Raw genomic sequence first — 15820 nt, 5'->3', positions numbered from 1 at the left:
TCCGGGCGTGGGTCAGCTTGAGTAGGCGCTGTTTTCGTGCACGTAGTCGTGGGTGAGGTCGTTGGTCCAGACCGTGGCTTCGGCCGTGCCGGCCTGCAGGTCGATCTCCACCAGGACCTCGCGGGGCTCCAGGTCCACCAGCGCGCGGTCATCGCCAATGCTGCCGTTGCGGCAGATCCGGATGCCGTTCATGCTGACGTTCAGGGCGTCCGGGTCGAAGACGGCGTCGGTGGTTCCCACAGCGGAGAGCACCCGGCCCCAGTTGGGGTCCTTGCCGAAGATGGCGGCTTTGAACAGGTTGGACCGTGCCACGGAGCGGCTGACGGTTTCGGCGTCCGCTTCGCTGGCGGCGTTGTAGGTGCGGATGGCGATATCGTGGCTGGCGCCCTCGGCGTCACCGATCAGCTTGCGGGCCAGCTCGGCGCAGACCTGGGTGAGTCCGGCCGCGAAGTCCTCCGCGTCCGGCACCGCACCGGAGGCGCCGGAAGCCAGCAGGACCACGGTGTCATTGGTGGACATGCAGCCGTCAGAGTCTGCCCGGTCGAAGGTGACACGGGTGGCGTCGCGGAGGACGGTGTCCAGCATGTCCGCGTCCACAGCGGCGTCGGTGGTGAGCACCACCAGCATCGTGGCCAGGCCGGGCGCCAGCATGCCGGCGCCCTTGGCGATGCCGCCGATGCTGAACTCCTGCCCGTCCGCGTCGCTGCCGATGAAGAGGGCGGACTTCGGGACCGAGTCGGTGGTCATGATGGCGGTCCCGGCGTCCGGGCCGCCGTCGGGGCTCAGCGCAGCGGCTGCGGCCTCGACACCGGGCAGGATCTTGTCCATGGGGAGTTGCTCGCCGATCAGGCCGGTGGAGCAGACAAACACGTCGGTGGCGGAAATGCCCAGCACGTCAGCAACCTTTTCGGCGGTGCTGTGGGTGTTCTGGAAGCCGGTGGGCCCGGTGCAGGCATTGGCTCCGCCGGAGTTCAGGACCACGGCGTCCACCCGGCCGTCGGAGACAACCTGCCGGGACCAGTGCACGGGAGCGGCCGCAACGCGGTTGCTGGTGAACACGGCGGCAGCGGCCTTGGAAGGGCCGTCGTTGACCACCAGGGCGAGGTCCGGGTTTCCTGATGCCTTGAGTCCGGCGGTGACGCCGGCGGCGCGGAATCCCTGGGGTGCGGTGATGGTCACGGTGCTACTCCCTGCAGGTTGAGGCCAGCCGTTTCCGGCAGGCCAAGTGCGATGTTCATGGATTGGACGGCACCGCCGGCGGTGCCTTTGGTGAGGTTGTCGATCACGCACGTGATGATCACCCGGTTGGCGTGGGCATCAAAAGCGAGCTGCATGGCCACGTGGTTGGAACCAACCACCGATTTAGTGGCCGGCCATTGGCCCTCGGGAAGCAGGTGGACGAAGGGCTCATCGTCATAGGCATCCGCCCAGGCCTGGCGCAGCTGGTCGGCGCTGACACCGGGCTTGACCTTTGCCGTGGCGGTGGTGAGGATCCCCCGGCTCATGGGTGCCAGGGTGGGCGTGAAGGAAACGGTCACGGGGCTGTCCGCAGCGAGGCCCAGGCCCTGTTCGATTTCGGGGGTGTGCCGGTGCCCGCCGCCCACGCCGTAGGGGCTCATGGAGCCCATCACTTCGGAGCCGATCAGGTTGACCTTGGCGGCTTTCCCGGCACCCGAGGTTCCGGAGGCGGAAACGATCACAACGTCATCGTGCTCCAGCAGGTGCGCCGCGAAGCCCGGCGTCAACGCCAGGAGCGCGGAGGTGGGGTAGCAGCCGGGCACGGCAATCCGTTTGGCCCCCTTGAGGGCCTCGCGCTGGCCTGGCAGTTCGGGGAGCCCGTAAGGCCAGGTTCCGGCGTGCGGTGAGCCGTAGAACTTTTCCCACACGGCAGGATCGGCGAGGCGGTGGTCGGCGCCGGCGTCGATCACCACCGTGCCCTCCGGCAGCTGCGCGGCAATCTCCGCGGAGGCGCCATGTGGCAGGGCGAGGAACACCACGTCGTGGCCGGAGAGGTTAGCGACGGTGGTGTCCTCGAGGATGCGGCTGGCCAGCCCGTGCAGGTGCGGCTGCAGCTCACCGAGGCGGGAGCCGGCGTTGCTGTGGGCCGTGATGGCGCCGATGGTGACGTCGGGGTGGACGGCGAGCAGGCGCAGAACCTCTCCCCCGGCATAGCCGCTGGCTCCGGACACTGCAACAGAAATAGTCATGGCATCGACTATACAGCAATAGTTATGCAATGGACCCGATATTTATGCACCGCCGCCGGAGGGCGGCCCCCTTGCCCCGCCGATGGGGGCAGAACCTAGGATGGAAGCGGCAGCCGGGCCGGAAACGCCGGTCCCGGGGAAAGAGAGCTATGACGCACGCAATCGTCGCACGGCAGGCCGGCGGACCGGAAGTACTGGAGTACCAGGACGTTGAGCGGCCCACGCCGGGCTCCGGACAGCTGCTCATCAAAGTGGGCGCCGCGGGCGTCAATTTCATTGATACCTACAAGCGCAGCGGCGCCTACCAGGTTCCCTATCCCTTCACGCCCGGTTCCGAAGCAGCAGGCACCGTGGAATCTGTGGGCGCCGGAGTCAAGGACTTTACCGCCGGAGACCGGATCGCCACCGCGGAGGGCATCGCGTGCTACGCCGGTTACGCCCTGGTTCCCGAAGAAGCGGCACTGCCCGTTCCCGACGGTGTGGATGACCTGACGGCCGCCGCCCTGCCGCTGCAGGGCATCACCGCCCACTACCTGATGAACTCGACGTTCAAGGTGGCCGCCGGCCACACGGTCCTGCTCCATGCCGGCGCGGGCGGGGTTGGCCTGCTGCTGATCCAGCTGCTCAAGGCCCGCGGCGCCAGGGTCATCACCACTGTCTCCAGCGACGCGAAGGCGGAACTGGCAGCCGGCGCCGGGGCTGACCATGTGCTCCGGTACGACGGATTCGCGGACAAAGTCCGGGACATCACCGGGGGCACCGGCGCGGACGTGGTGTACGACGGCGTGGGCAAGGATACGTTCGATGGCTCACTGGCGGCGCTGCGCATCCGCGGCACCCTGGTCCTTTTTGGGGCCGCATCAGGGCCGGTGCCCGCGGTTGACCCGCAGCGCCTTAACGCCGGCGGCTCCCTGTTCCTGACCCGGCCCACCATGGCGCACTACCTGCAGGACGCCGCCGAGCGGCGCTGGCGTTCGGGCGAGGTCTTCGCGGCAGCCGCCGACGGCAGCCTGAAAGTCCGGATCGGCGCACAGTACAGCCTCGCCGACGCGGCACAGGCACACCGCGACCTCGAGGGCCGCCGGACCACCGGCAAGGTCCTCCTGGTGCCCTAGGCACGTCCCGGGATGGAACAGCGGACACACAGACGTTCCGGGAGCGGGACGTAAACCGCCGTCACGGACACCTTCCGTTCATCTGGCGCAGGCACAATGCCCGGGTGACTTCGCAGCATGCCCCTTCGGGGAACATCCTTTCCGGCCCGGCAACCTCCGCTGCGGCGCCTTTGGCGCCACCGGAGGGGCCGGCTCCGGGGGTGCCCGGCCAGCCCGGACCCGCGGATGCTGCGCCCGGAACTTTGCCCGGCGGGGACCTGGTCCACGCCCCGCAGCTGCCCGGCCTCCCGGCAACCCCGCCGGTCCGCACCCTGATCGACATCCTCCAGGACACGGCGGCCCGCTACCCCGACGCTTCCGCGCTAGACGACGGCCGGCAGTCCCTCAGTTACGCCCAGCTTCTGGTGGAAGTCCGGGCTGCGGCGCTGCAGCTGCACCAGGCGGGGGTGGGCGCCGGGGACCGGATCGGGGTGCGGATCCCCTCCGGCACCAACGAGCTTTACATCGCCATCCTCGCGGTGCTGCTGGTGGGCGCCGCCTACGTGCCCGTGGACGCTGACGATCCCGACGAACGGGCCCGCCTGGTGTTCGGTGAAGCCAAGGTGGCGGGGGTGCTGGGTACGGGCGGAGTCCTGTCCGGCACCGGACGCACCGGGCCTTTTGCCGGTGCGCGGCCGCCGGGCCCGGACGACGACGCCTGGATCATTTTTACGTCCGGCTCAACCGGTACGCCCAAGGGGGTGGCCGTCCAACACCGGTCGGCCGCCGCGTTTGTGGACGCCGAAGCCCGGATTTTCCTGACCGGGGAGCCGTTGGGGCCACAGGACCGGGTCCTGGCCGGGCTGTCGGTGGCCTTTGACGCTTCCTGCGAGGAGATGTGGCTGGCCTGGCGCCACGGTGCAGCCCTGGTGCCCGCCCCGCGGGCCCTAGTGCGCACCGGAATGGACCTTGGCCCGTGGCTGATCAGCCACGGCATCACGGCAGTCTCCACAGTCCCCACGCTGGCGGCGCTGTGGCCCGCGGAATCGCTGGAGAGCGTCCGGTTGCTGATTTTCGGCGGCGAAGCCTGCCCGCCGGAACTCGCCGAACGCCTGGCCGTGGATGGCCGCGAAGTCTGGAACACCTACGGCCCCACGGAAGCGACAGTGGTTGCCTGCGCTGCCCCGCTGGGCGGCCCCGGGCCGGTCCGGATCGGGCTGCCGCTGGACGGCTGGGACCTGGCAGTGGTGGACGCCGATGGGGTGCCCGTTGCCGAAGGGGAAGTCGGTGAGCTGATCATCGGCGGCGTAGGCCTGGCCCGCTACCTCGACCCCGCCAAGGACGCCGAGAAGTACGCCCCCATGCCCAGCCTCGGCTGGAAACGCGCCTACCGCTCCGGCGACCTGGTCAAGTACGAGCAGGCCGGCCTGATCTTCCAGGGCCGCGCGGACGAACAGGTCAAGCTGGGCGGCCGCAGGATCGAACTCGGCGAGATCGATGCCGCCCTCCAGTCGTTGCCGCACGTGGGCGGCGCCGCGGCGGCCGTCCGCACCACGGCGGCAGGGAACCAGATCCTGGTGGGATACCTGGCCCCCGCTTCCGGACAGGACATCGACCTGGCTGCAGCCCGTGCGCTGCTCGGCACCAGCCTGCCGGCGGCCCTGGTTCCCCTGCTGACCGTGGTCCCCTCGCTGCCCACCAAAACCAGCGGAAAGGTGGACCGCCACGCGCTGCCCTGGCCGCTGGCCGGCGCCGGTGCCGCGGCAGCCGATGCCGCCCCATTGAACCTGCCGGACGACGCCGCCTGGATCGTGGAGCAGTGGAGCGCCGTGCTGGGCAGCCCGGTCACGTCCCTCGACGCTGACTTCTTTGCTTACGGCGGCGGCTCGCTGTCCGCCGCGCAACTGGTCTCGGCCCTGCGCCGGCGCTACCCCACCATCACCGTTGCGGACATCTACGCCACGCCCCGCATCGGAGCACTGGTGGAAGTGGCCCGGCAGTCCAACCCGGGCGGTACGGCCGGGCCGGCCAGGGAACGGCCCGTCCGGCCCACGGCCCGGAAATCGCAGATCTTCCAGACCTTGATGGGCGTCCCGCTGCACATCCTGGTGGGCATGCGGTGGCTGACCTACGTGATGGCCGCCAACAACGTGCTCGCGGCGGTGGCAGGTTTCTCGGCAGCGCCCACCGTTTCCTGGTGGTGGGTGGCCGCCGCCTGGCTGCTCTTCGTCAGCCCGGCCGGCCGGATGCTGATGTCGGTGGCCGCAGCCCGGTTCCTGTTGCGCGGTGTCGGGCCGGGGACGTATCCACGCTCGGGCCGGGTTCATCTCCGGCTGTGGCTGGCCGAGCAGATCCAGGACCTTTCCGGCGCCATCAGCCTGGCCAGCGCGCCGTGGGTGCCCTACTACGCCAGGGCCCTTGGCGCGAAGATCGGCCGGGACGTCCAGCTCCATTCGCTGCCGCCGGTTACAGGTTTGCTGACGCTGGGACCGGGGGCCAACGTGGAACCGGAAGTGGACCTGTCCGGCTGGTGGATCGACGGCGACAGCGTCCATATCGGCGCCGTCCGGATCGGTGCAGGCGCCACGGTGGGAGCCCGGAGCACGCTGATGCCCGGCGCCTCGATCGGTGCCGGGGCGCAGGTGGAGGCCGGGTCCGCGGTGCTGGGGAAGGTCAAGGCCGGCCAGCTGGTGGCCGGCTCCCCCGCAGTGCGCCGCGGCAAAGCCCGGCACTCCTTCCCGGACGCCCCGGCGCAGGGCAGGTTCCTGGCCAGGCTGTGGTTTGCCGGGTTTGCCTCGGCCTCGGCGGCCCTGGCCCTGCTGCCCATCGTGGCGGCCGGTGCCGCACTCGCGGTGGCGTACCCGTTCATCCAGGGCAGCTCCTCGCTTTCTGCCGCGATTCCCGGCTTGGCCCTGGCGCTGGCACCGGCAGCGCTGGCCTGGTTACTCACCAACGCCCTGCTGATCCTGGCCGCCACGAGGCTGCTGGGCATCGGGCTGGTCGAAGGCCACCACCGGGTGCGCAGCCGGGTTGGCTGGCAGGTGTGGGCCACCGAACGAGTCCTGGACCTGGCCCGGGACCTGCTGTTCCCCATCTACGCCAGCCTGTTCACCCCGGTGTGGCTGCGCCTCCTGGGCGCCAAAATCGGCAAAAACGTCGAAGCCTCCACTGTCCTGCTGATCCCCAAGATGACCACCGTGGGCGAAGGCGCGTTCCTGGCCGACGACACCATGGTGGCGTCCTACGAACTGGACGGCGGCTGGCTCCGTGTGGCCCCGGCCAAGATCGGCAAGCGCTCGTTCCTGGGCAACTCCGGCATGACGGCCGCGGGCCGGAACGTGCCCAAGAACTCGCTGGTGGCCGTCCTGTCCGCCACGCCGGCCAAGGCGAAGTCCGGCACCTCATGGCTGGGCAGCCCGCCCGTCCGGCTGCGGCGTACCGCGATTGCCTCCGACGACGCCCGCACCTTCCAGCCGCCGTTCCGGCTCAAAGTGGCCAGGACCCTCTGGGAACTGGGCCGGTTTATTCCCGTGATGCTCACCGTTGGCATCGCCGTGGCAGTGATGCTCGCCTTCGATTGGCTGGCCGGTACCTTCAACTACGCCGTGGCCGCCCTGCTCAGCGGCGTGGTGATGATCCTGGCCGGGGCCGCGGCCGCCGCGGCTTCCGTGCTGGCCAAATGGATCCTGGTGGGCAGGATCCGGGCCGGCGAACATCCGCTGTGGAGTTCCTTCATCTGGCGGAACGAAGTGGTGGACACGTTCATCGAGATGGTCAGCGCCCCCTGGTTCGCCCGCGCAGCCACCGGCACCCCGGCCCTGGTCTGGTGGCTCCGGAGCCTCGGCGCCAGCATCGGCACCGGCACCTGGTGCGAGAGCTACTGGCTGCCGGAAGCGGACCTGGTAACCCTGGGCCGCAACGCAACAGTCAACCGCGGCTGCGTGGTCCAGACCCACCTTTTCCACGACCGGGTGATGAGCCTGGACGCTGTTACGCTCGAAGACGGTGCCACCATGGGACCGCACGGGGTCATCCTGCCACAGGCCAGCATCGGCGCCGGCGGTACCGTAGGCCCGGCATCCCTGGTGATGCGCGGCGAATCGGTGCCTGCCGCCACGTACTGGATGGGCAACCCGGTCAGTCCGTGGACCGGCCCCGCCGCCCCGCCTGCCTGACACAAACCTAAGGTCGTTCATGAGTCCCACAGCACCACCCGCCGGCAGCCCGATCGGCCTGCCGGGCGGCGGCGCGCCCGACCCCTACCTGCCCGGTGCAGGTACCAGCGCATACCGGGTGGAGCACTACGACCTGTTCCTCGACTACAAAGTGGCCAGCAACCGCCTCAGCGGCAGGGCGGTGCTGCGCGGCGTGGCCCAGGAACAGGCGTCGGCCATTGTCCTTGACCTGACCGGGCTGCGCGCCACCAAAGTCCAGCTGGACGGCCGGAAGGCAGCCCGCTTCAGCCAGCGCGCCGAGCAGCTGGTGGTCTCAACACCGGTACCCCTGGAACCCGGGCAGCCGTTCACGCTTGAAGTCCGGTACGAAGGCAATCCGGCGCCGCGCCGGGGCTTCTGGGGCGAGGTGGGCTGGGAGGAGCTTTCCGACGGGGTCCTGGTGGCCGGCCAGCCCAACGGCGCGCCGTCCTGGTTCCCCTGCAACGACCACCCGCGCGACAAGGCCAGCTACCGGTTCACTGTCACCACGGACGCGAACTACCGGGCCGTATGCAACGGCACCCTGCAGGGCCACACCACCCGATCCAGCCGCGAGACCTGGACCTATGACCAGGCCGAACCCATGGCCACGTATCTCGCCACCGTGCAGATCGGCCGGTACCAGCTGCTGGAGCTCGACGCCGGCCGCCACCCCGGCCAGGTCACCCAGCTGGTGGCCGTTCCCCCGGCCCTCGCCGGCCAGGCCCGCCTTGGCCTGGCCCACCAGCCGGCCATGATGCGCACGTTCATCAACTGCTTTGGGCCCTATCCCTTCCCTGCCTACACGGTGGTGGTCGCGGAGGACGTGTTGGAGATCCCGCTGGAGGCGCAGGGCATGTCCATCCTGGGCCCCAACCACCTTGAGCTGGACTGGGAGGCGCAGCGCCTGGTCGCCCATGAGCTCTCCCACCAATGGTTCGGCAATTCGCTGACCGCCGCTTCCTGGCAGGACATCTGGCTGCATGAGGGCTTTGCCTGCTACGCCGAATGGATCTGGTCCGAGGAGGCCGGCGTGATGGGTGTGGCGGACCGGGCGGCTGCTGCCTGGCGCCGGCTCAACGCCGATGCCCAGGACCTGCTGGTGGGCGATCCCGGCCCGGAACACATGTTTGATGACCGGGTGTATAAGCGCGGCGCCCTGGCCCTGCACGCGGTCCGGGTGGCCTGCGGCGACCTGGCCTTTTTTGCGCTGCTGCAGGAATGGGCCACGGCGCACCGCCACGGATCGGTGGCCACCGCCGACTTCATCCTGGCCGTGGACCGGGCCACGGGGCTTGATTCGGAGGCGTTGCTCCACCCGTGGCTCTACGAGGAAGCCCTGCCGCCACTGCCCGGGAGCTGAGGGCTCAGGCCTGCTGTTCCAGTGCCGGGTCTCCAGCCAGCTCCGGCAGCGTCCCGTCGGAACGGGCGACGGCGGCCGCCAGGTGGGCGGGCAGCCCGCTCCGGGCGGGGGCCAAGTCAGCCAGGCCCGGCAGGGCGGTGACGTCCAGTCCGGCCGGGGACGTCCGCAGCCCCTCGCCGGTCATTTTCAACCAGGCTTCCTTGCGCGCCCAGAGCCGGGCCTGGGCGGCCAGCAACATGTCCCCGTGGAGCGGCGCCACCGCCCGCTGCTCGGCTGCCGTCAGGGCCACGCCGGCAAAGCCCGCAAAACCGGTCCGGGCCGGGTCCTCCACATCAACGCCGAGCAAAAAACCCGGCGCCGGATCCGTCACGGCGGCCAGCAGGGTCCAGCCCGCCGCCCGGGAAAGGCTGAGGACCAGGGGCGCCGGAACACCGGCCAGGGTGTAGCCGGGCCTGCCGTGGCCGGCGTCCGGGCCGCAGCGCGGGCAGCGATAGCTGGCGGTGAGGTCGCCGGCCGGCACTCCCAGGAGCTCCGCCGCGAACCGGCGCTGGGCCAGCCGGCCGGCCACGAACACAGCCCGCACCGCCGGTGCCATGGCCGCGGCGCGGGCCAGCTCTGACGTGTCCAGCTCCGCGCCGGCTGTTGGGGCCTGCGGCGGCAGCAAAAAGGGCGGGATGGCACGCACCACAAACCTCGAGGCCATGCATCCCGCCCTTCCAGGACTTCCCGCCGCAGCGGCTCCTAGCGCTGGACGGCGCCGAACCGCTCGCCGGCCAGCGCCACGGCACTTTCGCGGGCTGCCGAGGCCTCATCCGCCGTCAGTGTCCTGTCGGCGGCCCGGAACCGGAGCCCGAAGGCCAGCGACTTCCGGCCGTCCTCGATGCCCTTGCCGGCGTAGACGTCAAACAGTGCCACGTCCTCCAGGAGTTCGCCGGCGCCTTCGCGGAGCGCAGCGAGGACACTGTCAGCCGGCACGTCGGCAGGCACCACGAGTGCCACGTCCTGGGTGGCCACGGGGAACGCGGAGATGTGGCGGGCCACAATCACGTCCGGCGCGGCTTGGAACAGGGCGTCCGCGTTCAGTTCCAGCGCCACGGAGCGGGCGGGCATGTCCGCTGCGGCCAGGAGCTTGGGATGCAGTTCGCCGGCGTAGCCCACCGGTTCCCCGGAACGCAGCGACAGCAGCGCCGCCCGGCCCGGGTGGAAGGCCTGGTGCCTGCCCTGGCTGGCCACCAGGTCAACGCCCAGGACGTCGCCGGCAAACCGGGCGATGTCCAGTGCGTCGGCCCAGTCCCAGGCGCGCGGCGTGTGGGCCGCGGCTGCCGGTGAGTCGTGTCCGGTGAATACGGCGGCGACGTGGAACGGCTGGTCCGGGACGCCGTCGTACAGTCCATCAAGCACCTCGTCCGAAGGCTTGGCGCCCAACGGCGGGATCTCCGCGGTGCCCACGGTACCGGACGGCAGGAACACCAGGCCGCTTTCGAAGACGGCGAGGTCGCGGAAGCCGCGGGAGTGGTTGCGCTTGGCCACCTCGATCAGGCCCGGCAGGATGGAGGTCCGCAGGAAGCCCTGCTCCTCGCTGATGGGGTTGGCCAGCTTGACGGCGCTGCGGACAGCGCCGGCCTCGGCGACGCCGAACGTGTCGTTCGCTGCCTTGGTGACAAACGGGTAGGACAGGACCTCGGTGAGGCCGGCGTCCGCCAGGGCCTGGATGAGGCGCCGGCGCTGCTGCTGCAGCCGGGTCAGGCCGCGGCCGGGTGGCGCCACGGGCAAGGTGGCAGGGATCTTGTCGTACCCCACCAGCCGGGCGATTTCCTCGGTCAGGTCTTCCTTGGTTTCCAGGTCGCTCCGCCAGCTGGGCGCCGTGACGGTCCAGCCGGCGTCGGACGCTTCAACGGTGGCGCCGAGGTCCACCAGGGAGGTGGTGATCTGCTCCGCGGTGAAGTCGATGCCGATCCGCTGCGCGGCGAAGCCTGCCGGCAGGGTGATGGTGACGGCGCCGGGCGCGGTCCCAACATCCGTCCCGGTTGCGTCGGCGGTGCCGCCGGCGAGGTCAACCAGCAGGTCAACCACACGCTGGGCTGCAACATCCGCCACGTGCCAGTCCACGCCACGCTCGAAGCGCTTGGACGCCTCGGACGGCAGCTTGTGGCGGCGCCGGGAGCGGCCGATTGACACCTCGTCGAAGTGGGCGGCCTCCACCAGGATGGTCGACGTCGAATCGCCCACCTCGGTCGCGGCGCCGCCCATCACACCGGCAATGCCGATCGGGCCGGAACCGTCGGTGATCAGGAGGTCCCCGGCGTCGAGCGCCCGGTCCTTCCCGTCAAGGGTGGTGAGCCTCTCGCCCGCGGCGGCGCGGCGCACCACAATGCCGCCGGACAATTTGTCCTTGTCGTAGCAGTGCGTGGGCTGGCCCAGTTCAAGCATCACGTAGTTGGAGATGTCCACGGGAAGGGAAATGGAACGGATGCCGGCCAGCCGCAGCCGGGACGTCATCCACGGCGGCGTGGGCCTGGTGGCGTCAACGCCTGAGACGGTGCGGGCCACAAACCTGTCGCAGCCCGGCTTGCCGTAGATGGGGGCGGCGTCGTCAAGTGTCACGGCGTAGCCGCCGGTGAGGCCCTGGGGCGCCTGCACGTTGGCGGCGGGGTCCGTGAATGGTGTGCCGGTGGCGTGGGCATACTCGCGGGCCACACCGCGGATGGAGAACGCGTAGCCGCGGTCAGGGGTGACGTTGATTTCGGCTGCCTGGTCGTAGAGGCCCAGCAGTTCCATGGCGTCGGTGCCGATTTCCGGGTCCAGGCCGATCCGGGACAGCACCAGGATGCCGTCGTGGTCATCGCCGATCCCCAGTTCACGGACGGAGGCGATCATGCCGGCGGAAAGGTGGCCGTAGGTTTTCCGCGCCGAGATGCGGAAGTCGCCGGGCAGGACGGCGCCGGGCAGTGTGACCACCACTTTGTCCCCTGCCACGAAGTTGTGCGCGCCGCAGATGATGCCCTGCACACCGTAGGGGTCGATGCCGTCGCCGGTGAGGGTCTGCTCCTGGCCTTCGGGGACAACGCGGACCTGGCACCAGTTGATGGTTTTGCCGTTGGTCTGGGGTTCCTTGACGATGCTCAGGACCTGGCCCACCACAATGGGACCCTGCAGGGTGTCGGTGGGACGGTGCACGTCCTCCTCTTCGAAACCGACCTTGACCAGTTCCGCCATCACATCTTCGGCCGTTGCTCCGGCCGGTACTGCCGCGAATTCACGCAGCCAGGAAATTGGGATACGCATGCTTAGATCTCCATCCCGAAGTGCTCGCTGAAACGTACATCGCCTTCGATCATGTCGCGCATGTCGCCCACCTCGTTGCGGAACATCAGGGCGCGTTCGATCCCCATGCCGAAGGCAAAACCCGAGTACACGTCCGGGTCGATGCCGGCGGCGCGCAGGACGTTGGGGTTGATCATGCCGCAGCCACCCCACTCGATCCAGCGCGGACCACCCTTGGCGCCGGGGTGCCAGATGTCCAGTTCGGCGGACGGCTCGGTGAACGGGAAATAGTTGGGCCGCAGCCGGACGGAGGCCTCATCGCCGAACATCTGCCGGGTGAAGTGCTCCAGGGTGCCCAGGAGGTCGGCCATGCTCAGGTTTTTGTCGATGGCCAGGCCCTCGAACTGGTGGAACACCGGGGTGTGGGTGGCATCGAGTTCATCGGTGCGGAACACCTTGCCGGGGCACAGCACATAGATGGGGACTTCGCGTTCCAGCATGGAGCGCACCTGCACCGGGGAGGTGTGGGTGCGCATCACCAGGTGCGCCTCGGGCGGCTCCACAAAGAAGGTGTCCTGCATTTCGCGGGCCGGGTGGTCCGGCTTGAAGTTCAGTGCGTCGAAGTTGAACCATTCCGATTCAACCTCGGGGCCTTCGGCGATTTCCCAGCCCATGCCCACAAAGATGTCCGCAACGCGGTCCTGCAGCGTTGAGAGCGGGTGCCGGGCGCCGGCACGACGACGGCGGGGCGCGGCGGTAACGTCAACGGTTTCTTCCAGCAGGATCCGGGCGTCGTTTTCGGCTTCCAGCTCGGCTGTCCGGTCCGCGAGCGCTTTGTTGACCTTGCCGCGGGAAGACCCCATCAGCTTGCCGGCGATGGCTTTCTGGTCTTTGGGAAGGGCTCCGATTTCGCGGTTGGCGAGGCTCAGGGGCGACTTTTCGCCCGTGTGCGCCAGCCGCACCGCCTTCAGCCCATCGAGGGTGCCAGCACCGGCAATGGCGGTGATGGCCTGGTCTACAGCGGCGTTGATGGCGGCTTCATCCGTGGGGTTCGGGATGGCGGCGCCCGGCAAAGTTTCAGTCATCTACTGTTCTTAGCTACGAGTTGCGGCTGCCGGCGGCGGGGCAGCCGTCCCGGTTTCCCGGCGGCGCGTCCCGTCACTGGCAGGTCATGGACGGACGCCCCCGGTTTCAGGGCTTCCAATGACCAGGTTCAGGGCACACCGGAAAAAACCGGTGGGCCTTTTTCTCCAGTCTAATTGAACGCTCCGGCTACCATGGCCTCATGACATTACGGCCGGGTCCGGGACCCCGCCCGCCCCTCACGGCAGGACAGCGGCTGCGGCAGGCCGCCAATGTGGTCAACGGCAGCACCCTGGCCGGCGTTGTGGTGGCACTGGCCGCCAGGACCCGGCTCAGCGCCGGCCCGCGGGGCCTGATCCTGGCCGAAGGGTATGCGTGGCGGCTACCGGTTGCCGGTGCTTTCACGCTGGGCAACGTGGTCCTGTGCCGCGGGAGCACGGCAGGAATGCTGGCCCGGCCGGCGCTGCTGGGCCATGAGGAGCGCCACTGCACGCAGTATGCCTGGTGCCTGGGCCTGCCCTTCATCCCGTTGTACCTGTTGGCTGCCGGCTGGTCCGTGGCGCGCACCGGAAACCCCGGAACCGGCAACGTCTTTGAGCGCAACGCCGGGCTGGCCGCCGGCGGCTACCCCGTGCACACGCCACCCCGGAAGGCCGTTGCTGGTTCGGTCCGACGGCTTTTTGGCTTTTTCCCACCCCCGCCACCACGTGTTCAAAGGAGAACCGTATGAGTAGCAACCAGCTGTTCGAAACATCCGGGCCCATGCCGGGCACCGTGACCGTCACCGGCACGGGCTGGGCCGATGCCGCGCCGGACCTGATGGTGGTCGCCATTGGCGTGGAAAGCCGCGCCCCGTCCGTGGACGAGGCCTATACCGCTGCAGGAAGGGCCCTGTCCGCCGTGGCCGCCACCTTCAAAGGCAACGGCGTGGCCCCAGCCGATATCCGGACAACCGGGCTCGGCGTCCGCGCGGACCTGGTCTGGCGCGATGGCGAGGGCCAGCGGGTGGCAGGCTACATTGCCACCAGCTCGCTGTCGGTCCAGCTCCGGGACATGGAGTCCGCGTCGGCAACGGTCTCGGCCGCAGCAGCAGCCGGCGGCAACGACGTGCGCCTGCACAACCTCCAGCTGGCCATCCTGGACGACGCAGCGGTGCGTGCCAGTGCCCGCGACGCTGCCTGGCGCAACGCCCAGGCCGCAGCATCCCAGTTCGCAGCCCTCGCTTCCGCCCGGCTGGGCAGGGTGGTGTCCGTGGCGGAGCGGGGTCCCGCGGCGGGGCCGGTGCCCGCGGCGGGCCTGCAACGCGCCGCTGCGGTGGAGGGCGTCGCCATTGAGGCGGGCGAGGACAGGGTGGATGCCGCCGTCACCGTCGTTTGGGAAATCGTCCCGGAATCCTGAGGCTCCGCCGCGGCACCTCCTTGACAATCATTCGAACATACCTTCGAATGGAAGCCATGAGATGGGATGCGCAAGCACTGGTACCGGCACCGGACCCCGGCACGGCGGGAGCAGCTCCGGCGCTCCTGCCCCTGGCGGGCCTGGTCCGCTCCGTCACCACTCCGGAGTTCGCCGGCATCACGTTCCATGAGGTCACCGCCAAATCGGTGCTCAACAAGGTGCCGGCGGGATCCCGGATGCCGTTCGAGTGGACGGTCAATCCCTACCGCGGCTGCAGCCACGCCTGTGTGTACTGCTTCGCCCGGAAAAGCCACACCTACCTGGATTTCGACGCCGGCCTGGACTTCGACAGCCAGGTGGTGGTCAAAGTCAACGCCGCCGAGGTGCTCCGCAGCGAACTGTCCAAGCCGTCGTGGAAGGGCCACCAGGTGGCCCTGGGAACCAATACCGACCCCTACCAGCGCGCCGAAGGCCGGTACAAGCTGATGCCGGGGATCATCGCCGCCCTGGCAGAGACCGGCACGCCGTTCTCCATCCTGACCAAAGGCACCCTGCTGGGCCGGGACATTCCGTTGCTTAAAAGCGCTGCCTCGCAGGTTCCGGTGGGCCTGGGCATCTCGCTGGCGATGACGGACGAAGAGCTGTCCGAAGCCATTGAACCCGGCACCCCGGGGCCGCGCGCCAGGCTGAAACTGGTCTCCCGGCTGCGGGAAGCCGGCCTGCCCTGCGGCGTGATGGCCATGCCCATCCTGCCGTGGCTCTCCGACAGCGACGAGGCCCTGGATTCGCTGTTCGCCGCGCTGGCCGCGGCCGGCGCCACGGGGGTCTCCGCCGGCGCCCTGTACCTGAAGCCCGGCACCCGCGAATGGTTTATGCAATGGCTCGCCGCCAGGCACCCGGAGCTTGCCGGCAAGTACCGGCGGCTGTACGGCACGGGGTCCTACGCTTCCAAGGAATACCGCACCTGGCTGGCGGCCAAGGTCCGGTACTTCAAGGCGCGGCACGGCTTCACGGGCACGTCCGGCTTCAGCCATGATGACGTGGACGATCCCCGCGGCGAAGAGGCGCAGTACCCGGCCGGGAGCATCCCGGAACCGGGGGCAGCCAACCACCGCCGTGCCGGGCAGCATGCCCTGGCCGCGGGTCCGAGCGCCGGGCCGGCGGGGCAGGACGCCCTCTTCTAGGCCTGCCGCATCCCTATCTGCCGGGTCCAGTCCT

The 15820-nt window shown here is 69.6% G+C and carries 11 protein-coding genes; 6 read left to right on the top strand and 5 right to left on the bottom strand.

What is annotated here, in order from left to right:
• Positions 1–12: 12 nt before the first annotated feature.
• Together argJ and argC are read right to left on the bottom strand one after the other, a co-directional pair.
• The gene (gene argJ, locus ASF72_RS01525) at positions 13–1179 is read right to left on the bottom strand and encodes a bifunctional glutamate N-acetyltransferase/amino-acid acetyltransferase ArgJ (protein ID WP_056595948.1); all 1167 of its coding nucleotides are present in this window, start codon (positions 1177–1179) and stop codon (positions 13–15) included.
• Positions 1176–2207 (bottom strand): N-acetyl-gamma-glutamyl-phosphate reductase, encoded by a 1032-nt coding sequence (argC, locus tag ASF72_RS01520; RefSeq protein ID WP_056595945.1) that lies wholly within the window; start codon positions 2205–2207, stop codon positions 1176–1178. Before argC ends, argJ begins: the two co-directional genes overlap by 4 nt.
• 149 nt (positions 2208–2356) lie before the next feature.
• On the opposite strand from argC, the gene ASF72_RS01515 reads away from it, so the two are divergent.
• The 3 genes from ASF72_RS01515 (at position 2357) to ASF72_RS01505 (ending at position 8857) form a co-directional block, all read left to right on the top strand.
• The gene (locus ASF72_RS01515; RefSeq protein ID WP_050685681.1) at positions 2357–3322 is read left to right on the top strand and encodes a quinone oxidoreductase family protein; all 966 of its coding nucleotides are present in this window, start codon (positions 2357–2359) and stop codon (positions 3320–3322) included.
• A gap of 257 nt (positions 3323–3579) precedes the next feature.
• The gene (locus ASF72_RS01510; RefSeq protein WP_056595999.1) at positions 3580–7476 is read left to right on the top strand and encodes a Pls/PosA family non-ribosomal peptide synthetase; all 3897 of its coding nucleotides are present in this window, start codon (positions 3580–3582) and stop codon (positions 7474–7476) included.
• 19 nt (positions 7477–7495) lie between these two features.
• The gene (locus ASF72_RS01505) at positions 7496–8857 is read left to right on the top strand and encodes a M1 family metallopeptidase (RefSeq protein ID WP_056595942.1); all 1362 of its coding nucleotides are present in this window, start codon (positions 7496–7498) and stop codon (positions 8855–8857) included.
• A 4-nt stretch (positions 8858–8861) separates the two neighbouring features.
• On the opposite strand, the gene ASF72_RS01500 is transcribed toward ASF72_RS01505, so the two are convergent.
• Genes ASF72_RS01500 through pheS form a run of 3 tightly spaced genes read right to left on the bottom strand, consistent with a single transcriptional unit; the run spans position 8862 to position 13206 of the window.
• Positions 8862–9560, bottom strand: a complete 699-nt coding sequence (locus ASF72_RS01500; RefSeq protein WP_056595939.1) for a 4'-phosphopantetheinyl transferase family protein — start codon at positions 9558–9560, stop codon at positions 8862–8864.
• Positions 9561–9598: 38 nt separating this feature from the next.
• On the bottom strand, positions 9599–12142 hold the full coding sequence (pheT, locus tag ASF72_RS01495; protein ID WP_056595935.1) for a phenylalanine--tRNA ligase subunit beta: 2544 nt from the start codon (positions 12140–12142) through the stop codon (positions 9599–9601).
• Between the two features lie 2 nt (positions 12143–12144).
• Positions 12145–13206 carry a phenylalanine--tRNA ligase subunit alpha gene (gene pheS, locus ASF72_RS01490; RefSeq protein ID WP_056595932.1) on the bottom strand — a complete coding sequence of 354 codons (1062 nt, stop codon included), beginning with the start codon at positions 13204–13206 and terminating at the stop codon, positions 12145–12147.
• Positions 13207–13406: 200 nt separating this feature from the next.
• On the opposite strand from pheS, the gene ASF72_RS01485 reads away from it, so the two are divergent.
• Genes ASF72_RS01485 through ASF72_RS01475 form a run of 3 tightly spaced genes read left to right on the top strand, consistent with a single transcriptional unit; the run spans position 13407 to position 15786 of the window.
• On the top strand, positions 13407–13934 hold the full coding sequence (locus ASF72_RS01485) for a hypothetical protein (protein WP_056595931.1): 528 nt from the start codon (positions 13407–13409) through the stop codon (positions 13932–13934).
• The gene (locus ASF72_RS01480; protein WP_235504633.1) at positions 13931–14602 is read left to right on the top strand and encodes an SIMPL domain-containing protein; all 672 of its coding nucleotides are present in this window, start codon (positions 13931–13933) and stop codon (positions 14600–14602) included. The genes ASF72_RS01485 and ASF72_RS01480 overlap by 4 nt, the downstream gene beginning before the upstream one ends.
• A 56-nt stretch (positions 14603–14658) precedes the next feature.
• Complete coding sequence (locus ASF72_RS01475) at positions 14659–15786, top strand: Rv2578c family radical SAM protein (RefSeq protein ID WP_056595928.1); 1128 nt, start codon at positions 14659–14661, stop codon at positions 15784–15786.
• Positions 15787–15820: the final 34 nt, after the last annotated feature.

It is taken from the genome of Arthrobacter sp. Leaf141, assembly GCF_001424565.1.
In the GTDB taxonomy this organism is placed as follows: Bacteria; Actinomycetota; Actinomycetes; order Actinomycetales; family Micrococcaceae; genus Arthrobacter.
The sequence above is the reverse complement of the archived record's forward strand: the minus strand, read 5'-3'. Positions and strand labels throughout refer to the sequence as shown.